Source organism: Pseudomonas shiyinii (genome assembly GCF_056725765.1).
In genome coordinates this window covers 207,729-223,159 of sequence record NZ_CM161522.1, presented here as the reverse complement: position 1 = coordinate 223,159, position 15,431 = coordinate 207,729, and the positions used below count along the sequence as shown (strand labels likewise).

The window sequence follows — 15,431 nt, the reverse complement described above, 5'->3', positions numbered from 1 at the left end:
TTACTCGATGATTTTGGCTACGACGCCGGCGCCGACGGTACGACCGCCTTCACGGATAGCGAAGCGCAGACCGTCTTCCATTGCGATGGTCTTGATCAGGGTGACAGTCATCTGAATGTTGTCACCTGGCATTACCATTTCAACGCCTTCCGGCAGTTCGCAGTTACCGGTCACGTCAGTGGTACGGAAGTAGAACTGAGGACGGTAGCCTTTGAAGAACGGAGTGTGACGACCGCCTTCTTCCTTCGACAGAACGTAGACCTCTGCGGTGAACTTGGTGTGCGGCTTGACCGAACCTGGCTTGACCAGAACCTGGCCACGCTCAACGTCGTCACGCTTGGTACCACGCAGCAGAACGCCGCAGTTCTCGCCAGCACGGCCTTCGTCCAGCAGCTTGCGGAACATCTCAACACCGGTGCAGGTGGTGGTGGAGGTTTCACGCAGACCAACGATTTCCAGCGGATCCTGAACGCGGACGATACCACGCTCGATACGACCGGTAACAACGGTACCACGACCCGAGATCGAGAAGACGTCTTCGATCGGCATCAGGAACGGCTGGTCAACGGCACGAACTGGCTCAGGGATGTAGGCATCCAGAGTTTCTACCAGCTTCTTGACAGCGGTAGTACCCATTTCGTTGTCGTCTTTGCCTTCCAGGGCCATACGAGCCGAACCGATGATGATCGGAGTGTCGTCGCCTGGGAAGTCGTAGGTGGACAGCAGGTCGCGAACTTCCATCTCGACCAGTTCCAGCAGCTCAGCGTCGTCTACCAGGTCAGCCTTGTTCAGGAAGACCACGATGTAAGGAACGCCAACCTGACGGGACAGCAGGATGTGCTCACGGGTTTGTGGCATCGGACCATCGGCAGCCGAGCAAACCAGGATCGCGCCGTCCATCTGGGCAGCACCGGTGATCATGTTCTTCACGTAGTCAGCGTGACCTGGGCAGTCAACGTGAGCGTAGTGACGAATGTTCGAGTTGTACTCGACGTGAGCGGTGTTGATGGTGATACCGCGCGCTTTTTCTTCCGGAGCCGAGTCGATCTTGTCGAACTCAACGACTGCCGAACCGAAAACTTCGGAGCAGACGCGAGTCAGAGCTGCGGTCAGAGTGGTCTTACCGTGGTCAACGTGGCCGATGGTGCCGACGTTAACGTGGGGAAGGGAACGATCAAATTTTTCTTTAGCCACGACAGTGAACCTCTTGCCTAAAGGGCTGGATTAGCCTTGTTTTTTAACGAGTGCTTCGACGATGTTCGACGGAGCTTCGGAGTACTTGGAGAATTCCATGGAGTAGCTTGCGCGACCCTGAGACATGGAACGGACGTCGGTCGCATAACCGAACATTTCTCCCAGCGGGACTTCTGCACGGATAACCTTGCCGGAGACCGAGTCATCCATACCCTGGATCAGACCACGACGACGGTTCAGGTCACCCATCACGTCACCCATGTAATCCTCAGGGGTTACTACCTCAACCTTCATGATCGGTTCAAGCACAACACCGCCGCCCTTCTGAGCCAGCTGCTTGGTCGCCATGGAGGCCGCGATCTTGAACGCCATCTCGTTGGAGTCGACGTCGTGGTACGAACCGTCGAACACGGTAGCCTTCAGGCCGATCAGAGGATAGCCGGCAACAACGCCGTTCTTCATCTGCTCTTCGATACCCTTCTGGATCGCCGGGATGTATTCCTTCGGAACCACACCGCCAACGACTTCGTTGGTGAAGACCAGGCCTTCGGTGATGTTGCCCTTGTCATCCTGGTCCGGCTCGGAGAAGCGGATCCAGCAGTGACCGAACTGACCACGACCACCCGACTGACGAACGAACTTGCCTTCGATCTCGACGTTGGACTTGGTGATCTTCTCGCGGTACGAAACCTGCGGCTTGCCGATGTTGGCCTCAACGTTGAATTCGCGCTTCATGCGGTCAACGATGATGTCCAGGTGCAGCTCACCCATACCGGAGATGATGGTCTGGCCGGTTTCTTCGTCGGTCTTGACGCGGAACGACGGGTCTTCCTGGGCCAGCTTGCCCAGCGCGATACCCATCTTTTCCTGGTCTTGCTTGGTCTTCGGCTCAACAGACAGCGAGATCACCGGCTCTGGGAAGTCCATACGCTCGAGGATGATTGGCTTGTCGGCGTCGCACAGGGTTTCACCCGTGGTCACGTCCTTCATGCCGATCAGGGCCGCGATGTCGCCAGCGCGTACTTCCTTGATCTCTTCACGCTGGTTGGCGTGCATCTGCACCATACGACCAACGCGCTCTTTCTTGCCTTTGACCGAGTTGATGACCGAGTCACCGGAGCTCAGAACGCCCGAGTACACGCGAACGAAGGTCAGGGTACCTACGAACGGGTCGGTAGCGATCTTGAACGCCAGAGCCGAGAACGGCTCGTTGTCGTCGGCATGACGCTCGTCGTGACGAACGGCAGGATCGTCCTTGGCCAGATCCTTGTCATCCGGGTTGATACCCTGGATGGCCGGAATTTCGGTCGGAGCAGGCAGGAAGTCGATGACGGCGTCGAGAACCAGGGGAACACCCTTGTTCTTGAACGAGGAGCCGCAGACAGCAGGAACGATCTCGCTCGCCAGGGTACGGGCGCGCAGACCAGCCTTGATCTCTTCGACGGACAGGTCACCTTCTTCAAGGTACTTGTTCATCAGCTCTTCGTTGGCTTCGGCAGCGGACTCGACCATCTTGGCGCGCCACTCTTCAGCCAACTCCAGCATATCGGCAGGAATTTCTTCCTCGCGATAGGTGGTGCCTTTGTCGTCTTCGTTCCAGTAGATGGCTTTCATCTTGATCAGGTCGACCTGACCCTGGAAGTTGTCCTCGGCGCCGATAGCCAGCTGGATTGGAACCGGGGTGTGACCCAGGCGGTTCTTGATCTGGCCGACAACGCGCAGGAAGTTGGCACCGGCACGGTCCATCTTGTTCACGTAGACAACACGTGGAACGCCGTACTTGTTGGCCTGACGCCATACGGTTTCGGACTGCGGCTCAACGCCGGAGGTACCGCAGAATACGACGACCGCGCCGTCGAGTACACGCAGCGAACGCTCTACTTCAATGGTGAAGTCAACGTGGCCGGGGGTATCGATGACGTTTACGCGGTAGTTGTCGTACTGACCACGGGAGCCTTTCCAGAAGGTGGTAACGGCAGCGGAGGTAATGGTGATACCGCGCTCCTGCTCCTGCACCATCCAGTCAGTGGTCGCGGCGCCATCATGCACCTCGCCCATCTTGTGGCTCAGACCTGTGTAGAACAGGATCCGCTCGGTAGTGGTAGTCTTGCCCGCATCGACGTGCGCGCAGATACCGATGTTACGGTAGCGGTTAATAGCTGTAGTACGAGCCATAAAGCCCTCGCAAAAAAATTGATGCTTGAATTAGAAGCGGTAGTGCGAGAACGCCTTGTTGGCTTCGGCCATACGGTGCACGTCTTCACGCTTCTTGACTGCAGCACCCTTGCCTTCAGCAGCATCCAGCAGTTCACCAGCCAGGCGCAGGGCCATGGACTTCTCGCCGCGCTTGCGGGCGTAGTCTACGAGCCAGCGCATTGCCAGAGCGTTACGACGGGACGGACGAACTTCAACCGGAACCTGGTAAGTGGCACCGCCGACACGGCGGGACTTTACTTCGACCAGCGGAGCGATGGCGTCGAGAGCTTTCTCGAAGATTTCCAGGGGGTCGCTGTTCTTGCGTGCTTTGACAGTATCCAGGGCACCGTAAACGATGCGCTCGGCTACGGCCTTCTTGCCGCTTTCCATCACGTGGTTCATGAACTTGGCGAGGATCTGGGATCCGTACTTCGGATCGTCCAGGATCTCACGTTTTGCTGCTACACGACGTCTTGGCATGATAAGCCCTCAAACGGTCTTCAGGTTAGCCCGGGACGCGGGTCTTCGACCCCTGCCCGACCTTACTCTTATCGACTCAAAAAATTGGATGTCTGCAAACGGCCGATTACTTCGGACGCTTGGTACCGTACTTGGAACGACCCTGGTTACGGCCTTTGACGCCCGAAGTATCCAGAGAACCGCGAACGGTGTGGTAACGAACACCTGGCAAGTCTTTTACACGGCCGCCACGGATCAGGACGACGCTGTGCTCTTGCAGGTTGTGGCCTTCACCACCGATGTACGAGGAAACCTCGAAACCGTTGGTCAGACGCACACGGCATACTTTACGCAGTGCCGAGTTAGGTTTTTTCGGCGTGGTGGTGTACACGCGGGTGCACACGCCACGACGCTGCGGGCAGTTCTGCAGCGCAGGTACGTCGGATTTCTCGACGGTACGCTTACGCGGCTGACGTACCAGCTGGTTGATAGTTGCCATCTACTAGCTCCACTGATTGTCTTGCGACGCTATTGTCTTGCAAGAAAGCCAAAAATTGGCGAGACGGAGCCTCACCAAATTTAAGGGTACAAAAGTCTAAAGAGGATCTTGCACCCAGTCAAGACGAGGCCCCGGCCCTCCTCGCCCGGTCATCGGCAACAATTCATGTCACCGATGCCCTGCAGGATGAACCGGGGCCCTGCCCTGTTCTTAGTTACCGCTGGAGTTCAGCGCTTCGGTCAGTGCGGCTTCCACCTCACTGGCGCTCACACGCAGCGGCTTGTCGGCATCACGGCGACGCTTACGCTCGCTGTGGTAGGCCAGACCGGTACCGGCCGGGATCAGACGACCCACGACCACGTTTTCCTTCAGACCGCGCAGGTAGTCGCGCTTGCCGGTGACGGCCGCCTCGGTCAGCACGCGGGTGGTTTCCTGGAAGGAAGCCGCGGAGATGAACGATTCGGTCGACAGCGAGGCCTTGGTGATACCCAGCAGTACACGCGAGAACTTCGAGACGAACTTGTCCTCGGCGGCGAGACGCTCGTTCTCGACCAGCACCTGGGTCAGTTCCATCTGGTCGCCCTTGATGAAGCTGGAATCGCCGGACTCGGTGATCTCAACCTTACGCAGCATCTGACGCAGGATGGTCTCGATGTGCTTGTCGTTGATCTTCACGCCCTGCAGGCGGTAAACGTCCTGGATCTCGTTGACGATGTACTTGGCCAGCGCGCTCACACCCAGCAGGCGCAGGATGTCGTGCGGATCGCTCGGGCCGTCGGAGATGACTTCGCCGCGGTTTACCTGTTCGCCTTCGAAGACGTTCAGGTGGCGCCACTTCGGAATCAGCTCTTCGTACGGATCGCTGCCATCGGTCGGGGTGATGACCAGGCGACGCTTGCCCTTGGTCTCTTTACCGAAGGCAATGGTGCCGCTGACTTCAGCCAGGATCGACGCTTCCTTCGGACGACGCGCTTCGAACAGGTCGGCAACGCGCGGCAGACCACCGGTGATGTCACGGGTCTTGGACGTTTCCTGCGGAATACGCGCGATAACGTCACCCACACCGATCTGTGCACCGTCAGCCACACCGACGAGGGCGTTGGCCGGCAGGAAGTACTGGGCAGGTACATCGGTACCTGGCAGGTACAGGTCCTTGCCAGCGGCGTCGACCATCTTGATCGCAGGACGGATTTCCTTGCCTGCGGCAGGGCGATCCTTGACGTCCATCACTTCGATGTTGGTCAGGCCGGTCAACTCGTCGGTCTGACGCTTGATGGTGATGCCTTCTTCCATGCCCACGAAGGTCACGGTACCTTTCAGCTCGGTCACGATCGGGTGGGTGTGCGGGTCCCACTTGGCGACGATGGCGCCAGCTTCGACCTTCTCACCTTCCTTGACCGAAATGACCGCACCGTACGGCAGCTTGTAGCGCTCACGCTCACGGCCGAACTCGTCGGCAATGGCCAGCTCGCCAGAACGCGATACGGCAACCAGGTTGCCATCGGCGCGCTCGACCTGCTTGAGGTTGTGCAAACGCACCATGCCGCCGTTCTTCACCTGGACGCTGTCGGCAGCCGAGGTACGGCTTGCAGCACCACCGATGTGGAAGGTACGCATGGTCAGCTGGGTACCCGGCTCACCGATCGACTGGGCAGCGATAACGCCGACAGCCTCACCGATGTTCACCTGGTGACCGCGAGCCAGGTCACGACCGTAGCACTTGGCGCAGATGCCGTAGCGGGTTTCGCAGCTGATCGGCGAACGCACGACCACTTCGTCGATGCTGTTCAGTTCGATGAACTCGACCCACTTCTCGTCGACCAGCGTACCGGCCGGAACGATGACGTCTTCGGTACCCGGCTTGAACACGTCACGGGCGATGACACGACCCAATACGCGCTCACCCAGCGGCTCGACAACGTCGCCGCCTTCGATGTGCGGGGTCATGACCAGACCCTGGTCGGTGCCGCAGTCGATCTCGGTCACCACCAAATCCTGGGCCACGTCGACCAGACGACGGGTCAGGTAACCGGAGTTCGCGGTCTTCAGCGCGGTATCCGCCAGACCTTTACGAGCACCGTGGGTCGAGATGAAGTACTGCAGAACGCTCAGACCTTCACGGAAGTTCGCAGTGATCGGCGTCTCGATGATGGAGCCGTCCGGCTTGGCCATCAGGCCACGCATACCGGCCAGCTGACGGATCTGGGCCGCGGAACCCCGCGCACCGGAGTCAGCCATCATATACATCGAGTTGAAGGATTCCTGCTCGACTTCATTGCCTTCGCGGTCGATGACCTTCTCTTTCGAGAGGTTGGCCATCATCGCCTTGGACACTTCGTCGTTCGCCTTGGACCACAAGTCGATGACCTTGTTGTACTTCTCGCCCTGGGTTACCAGGCCGGAGGCGTACTGGCTCTCGATTTCCTTCACTTCGTCGGTAGCGGTACCGATGATGCGGGCCTTCTCGTCCGGGATAACGAAGTCGTTAACACCGATCGATACGCCGGAAATGGTCGAATAAGCAAAGCCGGTGTACATCAGCTGGTCGGCGAAGATGACGGTTTCCTTCAGACCCACCACGCGATAGCACTGGTTGATCAGTTTGGAGATCGCCTTTTTCTTCATCGACTGGTTGACGACGTCGAACGGCAGGCCGGCAGGCACGACTTGGAACAGCAGCGCACGGCCGACGGTGGTGTCGACGATACGGGTGTTCTTGGTGATGCTGCCGTCGCGCTCCTTCACAGTCTCGTTGATACGGACCTTGATCTTCGCGTGCAGGGCAGCCTCGCCGGCGCGGAATACGCGGTCGACTTCCTGCAGGTCAGCGAACACACGACCTTCGCCCTTGGCGTTGATGGCTTCACGGGTCATGTAGTACAGACCCAGAACCACGTCCTGCGAAGGAACGATGATCGGCTCGCCGTTGGCAGGCGACAGGATGTTGTTGGTCGACATCATCAGCGCGCGCGCTTCGAGCTGGGCTTCCAGCGTCAGCGGCACGTGAACGGCCATCTGGTCACCGTCGAAGTCGGCGTTGTACGCAGCACACACCAATGGGTGCAGCTGGATTGCCTTGCCTTCGATCAACACCGGCTCGAACGCCTGGATACCCAGACGGTGGAGGGTCGGCGCACGGTTGAGCAGTACGGGGTGTTCGCGGATCACCTCGGCCAGGACGTCCCAGACCTCAGGCAGCTCGCGCTCGACCATCTTCTTGGCGGCCTTGATGGTGGTCGCCAGACCACGCATTTCCAGCTTGCCGAAAATGAACGGCTTGAACAGCTCCAGGGCCATCTTCTTCGGCAGACCGCACTGGTGCAGGCGCAGGGTCGGGCCTACGGTAATAACCGAACGACCGGAGTAGTCCACGCGCTTACCGAGCAGGTTCTGACGGAAGCGACCCTGCTTACCTTTGATCATGTCGGCCAGGGACTTCAGCGGACGCTTGTTCGAGCCGGTGATGGCGCGACCGCGACGGCCGTTGTCCAGCAGGGCGTCGACCGCTTCCTGCAGCATGCGCTTTTCGTTGCGCACGATGATGTCCGGCGCCGACAGGTCCAGCAGGCGCTTCAGACGGTTGTTACGGTTGATCACCCGGCGGTACAGGTCGTTCAGGTCGGAAGTCGCGAAGCGACCACCATCCAGCGGAACCAGCGGACGCAGGTCTGGCGGCAGAACCGGCAGAACGGTCAGGACCATCCACTCAGGCAGGTTGCCCGAGCCCTGGAAAGCTTCCATCAGCTTCAGGCGCTTGGACAGCTTCTTGATCTTGGTTTCCGAGTTGGTCTGCGGAATCTCTTCGCGCAGGCGGCCAATCTCGTGCTCCAGGTCGATAGCATGCAGCAGCTCGCGGACAGCCTCGGCACCCATGCGGGCGTCGAAGTCGTCACCGAACTCTTCCAGCGCTTCGAAATATTGCTCGTCGTTCAGCAGCTGGCCCTTTTCCAGGGTAGTCATGCCCGGATCGATAACGACATAGCTCTCGAAGTAGAGCACGCGCTCGATGTCACGCAGGGTCATGTCCATCAGCAGGCCGATACGGGACGGCAGCGACTTCAGGAACCAGATGTGGGCAACCGGCGAGGCCAGCTCGATGTGCGCCATGCGCTCACGACGAACCTTGGCCAGGGCGACTTCAACGCCGCACTTCTCACAGATCACACCGCGGTGCTTGAGGCGCTTGTACTTACCGCACAGGCACTCGTAATCCTTGACTGGGCCAAAGATCTTGGCGCAGAACAGGCCGTCACGCTCAGGTTTGAACGTACGGTAGTTGATGGTTTCCGGCTTCTTAACTTCACCGAACGACCACGAACGGATCATCTCAGGCGACGCCAGACCGATGCGGATAGCGTCGAACTCTTCGACTTGACCCTGGTTTTTCAGCAAATTCAGTAGGTCTTTCAAGGCCTTTCCTCCTGGCGGAGCAGGAAGCGGGCATTACCTGCCCCGCTCCCCTTCGCGTCACGTGTTATTCGGTTTCCAGATCGATATCGATACCGAGCGAACGGATCTCTTTGATCAACACGTTGAAGGACTCGGGCATGCCCGGCTCCATACGGTGATCGCCATCCACGATGTTCTTGTACATCTTGGTACGGCCGTTCACGTCGTCCGACTTCACTGTGAGCATTTCTTGCAGGGTGTATGCCGCGCCGTATGCTTCCAGCGCCCACACTTCCATCTCCCCGAAACGCTGACCACCGAACTGCGCCTTACCACCCAGCGGCTGCTGGGTAACCAGGCTGTACGAACCAGTGGAACGCGCGTGCATCTTGTCGTCCACCAAGTGGTTCAGCTTGAGCATGTACATGTAACCCACGGTTACAGGACGCTCGAACTTGTTGCCGGTACGGCCGTCGAACAGGACCATCTGGCCGCTCTCAGGCATGTCGGCCAGCTTCAGCATGGCCTTGATCTCGCGCTCCTTGGCACCATCGAAGACCGGGGTAGCCATTGGCACGCCTTTCTTCAGGTTGTTGGCCAGGGCGAGGATCTCTTCGTCCGAGAACTCGTCCAGGTTTTCCTGGCGACCGCCGATCTCGTTGTAGACCTCGGTCAGGAAGCTGCGCAGCTCAGCGGCCTTGCGCTGCTCTTCGATCATGCGATCGATCTTCTCGCCCAGGCCCTTGGCCGCGAGGCCGAGGTGGGTTTCAAGGATCTGACCGACGTTCATACGCGAAGGTACGCCCAGCGGGTTCAGAACGACGTCGACCGGAGTACCGTTGGCATCGTGCGGCATGTCTTCAACCGGCATGATCACCGAGACCACACCCTTGTTACCGTGACGACCGGCCATCTTGTCACCCGGCTGGATGCGACGGCGGATAGCCAGGTAGACCTTGACGATCTTCAGTACGCCTGGAGCCAGGTCATCGCCTTGCTGCAGCTTGCGCTTCTTGTCTTCGAACTTGTCGTCCAGCAGGCGACGGCGATCGACGATGTACTGCTGAGCCTTTTCCAACTGCTCGTTCAGTGCATCTTCAGCCATGCGCAGCTTGAACCACTGGCCGTGCTCCAGACCGTTCAGGACTTCGTCAGTGATAACGGTGCCTTTCTTCAGGCCCGCACCACCGTCGACAACCTGGCCGTTCAGGGCTGCACGCAGACGTTCGAAGGTCGCGCCCTCGACGATGCGGAACTCTTCGTTGAGGTCCTTGCGGATCTCGTCCAGCTGCATCTTCTCGATGGCCAGGGCGCGGCTGTCGCGCTCGACGCCGTCACGGGTGAAGACCTGGACGTCGATGACGGTGCCCTTGGTACCGGTCGGCACTCGCAGGGAGGTGTCCTTAACGTCGCTGGCCTTCTCACCGAAGATGGCGCGCAGCAGTTTTTCTTCCGGCGTCAGCTGGGTCTCGCCTTTCGGAGTGACCTTGCCGACCAGGATGTCGCCAGCGCCGACTTCGGCACCTACGTAGACGATACCGGCTTCGTCCAGCTTGTTCAGCGCAGCCTCACCCACGTTCGGGATGTCCGCGGTGATTTCCTCTGGGCCAAGCTTGGTGTCACGCGCCACACAGGTCAGTTCCTGGATGTGGATGGTGGTGAAGCGATCTTCCTGGACCACACGCTCGGACAGGCAGATGGAGTCTTCGAAGTTGAAGCCGTTCCACGCCATGAACGCGATGCGCATGTTCTGACCCAGCGCCAATTCACCCATGTCGGTGGACGGGCCGTCGGCCATGATGTCGCCACGCGCGACCACATCACCCTTGCTCACCAGCGGACGCTGGTTGATGCAGGTGTTCTGGTTCGAACGGGTGTACTTGGTCAGGTTGTAGATATCCACACCTGCTTCGCCGGTCTCGACTTCATCGTCGGCCACGCGAACCACGATACGGCTGGCGTCGACCGAGTCGATCACGCCGCCACGACGGGCCACGACGCAGACGCCGGAGTCACGGGCGACGTTGCGCTCCATGCCGGTACCTACCAGCGGCTTGTCGGCGCGCAGGGTCGGAACGGCCTGACGCTGCATGTTCGAACCCATCAAGGCACGGTTGGCGTCGTCGTGCTCGAGGAACGGGATCAGCGAGGCAGCGACGGAGACAACCTGCTTCGGCGAAACGTCCATCAGGGTGACGTCTTCCGGCGCCTTGACGGTGAATTCGTTCAGGTGACGGACCGCTACCAGCTCATCGACAAGCTGCTTCTTCTCGTTCATCGCGGCCGAGGCCTGGGCGATCACGTGATCGGCTTCTTCGATGGCGGACAGGAAGACGATCTCGTCGGTGACCACACCTTCTTTCACCACGCGGTACGGGCTTTCCAGGAAGCCGTACTGGTTGGTGCGGGCGTAGGCCGCCAGGGAGTTGATCAGACCGATGTTCGGACCTTCAGGGGTTTCGATCGGGCACACGCGGCCATAGTGGGTCGGGTGTACGTCACGAACCTCGAAGCCAGCACGCTCACGGGTCAGACCGCCTGGGCCGAGTGCGGAGACACGACGCTTGTGGGTGATCTCGGAGAGCGGGTTGTTCTGGTCCATGAACTGCGAGAGCTGGCTGGAACCGAAGAACTCCTTCACCGCCGCCGCAACCGGCTTGGCGTTGATCAGGTCCTGCGGCATCAGGCCTTCGCTTTCAGCCATCGAGAGGCGTTCCTTGACCGCACGCTCTACGCGCACCAGGCCAACGCGGAACTGGTTCTCGGCCATCTCGCCGACACAACGGACGCGACGGTTACCCAGGTGGTCGATGTCATCGACGATGCCCTTGCCGTTACGGATGTCGACCAAGGTCTTCAATACGTCGACGATGTCTTCCTTGCTCAGCACGCCCGAACCTTCGATCTCGGTACGACCGATACGACGGTTGAACTTCATGCGGCCCACGGCGGACAGGTCGTAACGCTCGGCGCTGAAGAACAGGTTGTTGAACAGGGTCTCGGCGGCATCCTTGGTTGGCGGCTCGCCTGGGCGCATCATGCGGTAGATTTCGACCAAGGCCTCCAGCTGGTTGCTGGTGGTGTCGATCTTCAGGGTATCGGAGATGAACGGACCGCAGTCGATGTCGTTGGTGTACAGGGTCTCGATGCGCACGACCTGCGCCTTGGCGACCTTGATCAGCAGCTCGGTGGTCAGCTCGGTGTTGCACTCGGCCAGGATCTCACCGGTGGCTGGATGCACGATGGCCTTGGCGGTGGTACGGCCCAGGACGTATTCCATTGGAACGTCCAACTGCTTGACGCCGGCCTTCTCGAGCTGGTTGATGTGGCGCGCGGTAATACGGCGGCCCTGCTCGACGATGACCTTGCCGCTGCCGTCATGGATGTCCATGACCGCGACTTCACCACGCAGACGCTGAGGAACCAGCTCCAGGCTCAGTTTTTCGCCGGAAACGTGGAACACGTTGGTGGTGTAGAAGGTGTTGAGGATTTCCTCGGTGCTGTAGCCCAGGGCACGCAGCAGCACCGAAGCCGGCAGCTTGCGGCGACGGTCGATACGCACGAACACGCAGTCCTTCGGGTCGAACTCGAAGTCCAGCCAGGAACCGCGGTAAGGAATGATGCGGGCGGAGTACAGCAGCTTGCCGGAGCTGTGGGTCTTGCCACGGTCGTGGTCGAAGAACACACCTGGCGAGCGGTGCAGCTGGGAAACGATAACACGCTCGGTACCGTTGATAACGAAGGTACCGTTTTCAGTCATCAGGGGGATTTCACCCATGTAGACTTCTTGCTCTTTGATGTCCTTGATCGCTTTGTTCGACGATTCCTTGTCGAAGATGATCAGGCGCACCTTCACACGCAGCGGGACAGCGAACGTCACGCCACGCAGGACACATTCCTTCACATCGAAGGCCGGCTCGCCCAGGCGATAGCCGACGTACTCCAGGGCAGCATTGCCGGAGTAGCTGATGATCGGGAATACCGATTTGAAGGCCGCGTGCAGGCCGACGTCGCGGAACTGATCCTTGGATGCTCCCGCCTGCAGGAATTCGCGATACGAATCCAGCTGGATGGCCAGGAGGTAAGGCACATCCATGACGTCCGGCAACTTGCTAAAGTCCTTGCGGATACGTTTTTTCTCAGTGTATGAGTAAGCCATCAGCGTTCCCCAGCTTGGTCACCTGCTTGTTTGGCTCCCCCCGAGCGGGAGCAGCCAGAAAATCTGCAAACCCCATGGTTTGCACACCCTCTTGGGTGTTCTTGCAGCACGTTATCGGGGCCGACCTGATCGGCCACCAATAACGGAAAAAGGCCGGTGGCATAAGCCACCAGCCGTCAGCCTTTCGCTCAACGCTTGGGCTGGAGTCGCAAAGTCGAAATTACTTCAGCTCGACTTTAGCGCCTGCTTCTTCCAGCTTCTTCTTGGCGTCTTCAGCAGCTTCTTTCGAAACGCCTTCAGCGATCACAGCAGGAGCGCCGTCAACTTTCTCTTTGGCTTCTTTCAGGCCCAGACCGGTCAGTTCACGAACGGCCTTGATCACGTTGACCTTCTTGTCGCCAGCTTCGGCCAGAACGACGTTGAACTCGGTCTGCTCTTCAGCAGCGGCAGCAGCGCCACCAGCAGGGGCAGCAGCAACGGCGGCAGCAGCGGTAACGCCGAAGGTTTCTTCCATCGCTTTGATCAGTTCAACAATTTCCAGAACGGTTTTCTGGCCGATCGCTTCGATGATTTGCTCGTTAGTCAGAGACATGACTATGAATTCCTGTATTGGGGTGACAGCCTACGCGGCCATCAAATTAAACGTTTGATTTCGAAAGAGACTACGCGGCCTTAGGCTGCAGCGGCTTCTTTCTGGTCGCGCAGAGCAGCCAGGGTACGAGCCAGCTTGCTGGTTGCACCTTGGATCACGCTCATCAGCTGTGCGATAGCCTCGTCGCGAGTTGGCAGAGTTGCCAGCACGTCGATCTGGTTAGCGGCAAGGAACTTGCCGTCAAACGCAGCTGCCTTGATCTCGAACTTGTCCTGACCCTTGGCGAACTCTTTGAACAGACGAGCAGCAGCGCCCGGGTGTTCATTGGAGAAAGCGATCAGGGTCGGGCCTTTGAACGCGTCGTTGAGGACCGAGTACTCGGTGCCTTCAACAGCGCGCTTGAGCAGGGTGTTACGTACGACACGTACGTAAACGCCAGCTTCGCGGGCCTCTTTACGGAGTCCGGTCATTGCGCCTACAGTCACACCACGGGCATCGGCCACGACAGCGGACAGAGCGACTTTGGCAGCCTCGTTGACTTCAGCGACGATGGCCTTCTTGTCTTCGAGTTTAATTGCCACGGGTTTACTCCTGGTTTTTACCGTTTCATCCAACCGAGGCCGGATGTCGTTTTGGTGTCTGATTCGGTAACGAATCGGGAGCACCATCTGCGTAGGCTTGTGGTTTAAGGCTTGCGCCGCCTACGGTCTTGGATAGCCCCCGCCAGGCAGGGACCCCAATTTTCAGCAGCCGGTGCGGACAAGGCCGCACCGGCCGAGCATTACACGTTCAGCGAGCTCTGATCGATGATCAGACCTGGGCCCATGGTGGTGCTCAGGGTTACGCGCTTGACGTAGATACCTTTCGAGGAAGCCGGCTTGATACGCTTCAGATCGGCGATCAGGGCTTCAACGTTTTCCTTCAGCTTGCCAGCTTCGAAGCCGACCTTACCAACGGAGGTGTGGATGATACCGTTCTTGTCGGTACGGTAGCGAACCTGACCAGCCTTGGCGTTCTTGACGGCGCCGGCTACGTCTGGAGTTACAGTACCTACTTTCGGGTTTGGCATCAGGCCACGAGGACCCAGGACCTGGCCCAGTTGACCCACAACGCGCATGGCATCAGGCGATGCGATGACGACGTCATAGTTCAGGTCGCCGCCTTTCATTTCGGCAGCCAGATCGTCCATACCTACGCGATCAGCGCCGGCAGCCAGAGCAGCTTCAGCAGCCGGGCCCTGGGTGAAGACGGCAACGCGAACGGTCTTGCCGGTGCCGTGCGGCAGCACGGTAGCGCTGCGAACGACCTGGTCGGATTTACGCGGGTCAACACCGAGGTTGACGGCGATGTCGTAAGACTCGACAAACTTGGCAGCCGGCAGCGAAGCCAGCAGGTTTGCGGCCTCTTCGAAGTTGTAGGCCTTGCCTGCTTCGATTTTCTCGGCGATAGCCTTTTGGCGCTTAGTCAGCTTAGCCATTACACACCCTCCACGTTCAGGCCCATGCTGCGGGCAGAGCCGGCGATGGTGCGCACAGCTGCATCCAGGTCAGCGGCAGTCAGATCAGCCTGCTTGGTCTTGGCGATCTCTTCCAGCTGAGCACGGGTAACGGTACCGACCTTGACGGTGTTCGGACGAGCCGAACCGCTAGCCAGGCCAGCAGCTTTCTTCAGCAGAACCGAGGCAGGGGTGCTCTTGGTTTCGAAGGTGAAGCTACGGTCACTGTAGACAGTGATGATCACGGGAGTCGGCAGACCTGGCTCTTGACCCTGAGTACGGGCGTTGAAGGCCTTGCAGAATTCCATGATGTTCACGCCGTGCTGACCCAGTGCTGGACCGACGGGTGGGCTTGGGTTGGCCTGGCCGGCCTTAACTTGCAGCTTGATGTAAGCCTGAATCTTCTTAGCCATGAGCTACTCCAAAATCGGGTACGAACGCCAGATGG

10 protein-coding genes are annotated in these 15,431 nt (G+C 59.1%); all 10 read right to left on the bottom strand.

All coding sequences use genetic code 11. The annotated features are described in order from the left end of the window. The 10 genes from tuf to rplK all read right to left on the bottom strand — a co-directional run bounded on the left by tuf (position 1) and on the right by rplK (position 15,396). The gene (gene tuf / locus ACXHGZ_RS01035; protein ID WP_023382632.1) at positions 1–1,194 is read right to left on the bottom strand and encodes an elongation factor Tu; all 1,194 of its coding nucleotides are present in this window, start codon (positions 1,192–1,194) and stop codon (positions 1–3) included. 30 nt (positions 1,195–1,224) lie between these two features. Further along, positions 1,225–3,369, bottom strand: coding sequence for an elongation factor G (gene fusA / locus ACXHGZ_RS01030; protein ID WP_480461975.1), 2,145 nt, complete (start codon positions 3,367–3,369; stop codon positions 1,225–1,227). A 30-nt stretch (positions 3,370–3,399) separates the two neighbouring features. Next, the gene (rpsG, locus tag ACXHGZ_RS01025; RefSeq protein ID WP_003246741.1) at positions 3,400–3,870 is read right to left on the bottom strand and encodes a 30S ribosomal protein S7; all 471 of its coding nucleotides are present in this window, start codon (positions 3,868–3,870) and stop codon (positions 3,400–3,402) included. 106 nt (positions 3,871–3,976) lie between these two features. After that, positions 3,977–4,348 (bottom strand): 30S ribosomal protein S12, encoded by a 372-nt coding sequence (rpsL, locus tag ACXHGZ_RS01020; RefSeq protein WP_003257088.1) that lies wholly within the window; start codon positions 4,346–4,348, stop codon positions 3,977–3,979. 210 nt (positions 4,349–4,558) lie between these two features. Next, a complete protein-coding gene (gene rpoC, locus ACXHGZ_RS01015) occupies positions 4,559–8,758 on the bottom strand; it encodes a DNA-directed RNA polymerase subunit beta' (RefSeq protein WP_224457757.1) in 4,200 nt (1,399 codons plus the stop codon). Positions 8,759–8,822: 64 nt separating this feature from the next. Then, a complete protein-coding gene (gene rpoB, locus ACXHGZ_RS01010; RefSeq protein ID WP_084859375.1) occupies positions 8,823–12,896 on the bottom strand; it encodes a DNA-directed RNA polymerase subunit beta in 4,074 nt (1,357 codons plus the stop codon). A gap of 220 nt (positions 12,897–13,116) precedes the next feature. After that, the gene (gene rplL / locus ACXHGZ_RS01005; RefSeq protein ID WP_043215349.1) at positions 13,117–13,488 is read right to left on the bottom strand and encodes a 50S ribosomal protein L7/L12; all 372 of its coding nucleotides are present in this window, start codon (positions 13,486–13,488) and stop codon (positions 13,117–13,119) included. A gap of 80 nt (positions 13,489–13,568) precedes the next feature. After that, complete coding sequence (gene rplJ / locus ACXHGZ_RS01000) at positions 13,569–14,069, bottom strand: 50S ribosomal protein L10 (protein ID WP_084859376.1); 501 nt, start codon at positions 14,067–14,069, stop codon at positions 13,569–13,571. Between the two features lie 200 nt (positions 14,070–14,269). Then, positions 14,270–14,965: a 50S ribosomal protein L1 gene (rplA, locus tag ACXHGZ_RS00995; protein WP_084859378.1), complete on the bottom strand. Its 696-nt coding sequence runs from the start codon at positions 14,963–14,965 to the stop codon at positions 14,270–14,272. Further along, a complete protein-coding gene (gene rplK / locus ACXHGZ_RS00990; RefSeq protein WP_084859380.1) occupies positions 14,965–15,396 on the bottom strand; it encodes a 50S ribosomal protein L11 in 432 nt (143 codons plus the stop codon). The genes rplA and rplK overlap by 1 nt, the downstream gene beginning before the upstream one ends. Positions 15,397–15,431 lie beyond the last annotated feature (35 nt).

Excerpts from the sequence above, each read along its gene's own strand:
- rpsL (WP_003257088.1), bottom strand. The coding sequence starts at position 4,348 with ATGGCAACTATCAACCAGCTGGTACGTCAGCCGCGTAAGCGTACCGTC.
- fusA (WP_480461975.1), bottom strand. The coding sequence starts at position 3,369 with ATGGCTCGTACTACAGCTATTAACCGCTACCGTAACATCGGTATCTGC.
- rplL (WP_043215349.1), bottom strand. The coding sequence starts at position 13,488 with ATGTCTCTGACTAACGAGCAAATCATCGAAGCGATCGGCCAGAAAACC.
- rplK (WP_084859380.1), bottom strand. The coding sequence starts at position 15,396 with ATGGCTAAGAAGATTCAGGCTTACATCAAGCTGCAAGTTAAGGCCGGC.
- rpoB (WP_084859375.1), bottom strand. The coding sequence starts at position 12,896 with ATGGCTTACTCATACACTGAGAAAAAACGTATCCGCAAGGACTTTAGC.
- rplA (WP_084859378.1), bottom strand. The coding sequence starts at position 14,965 with ATGGCTAAGCTGACTAAGCGCCAAAAGGCTATCGCCGAGAAAATCGAA.
- rpsG (WP_003246741.1), bottom strand. The coding sequence starts at position 3,870 with ATGCCAAGACGTCGTGTAGCAGCAAAACGTGAGATCCTGGACGATCCG.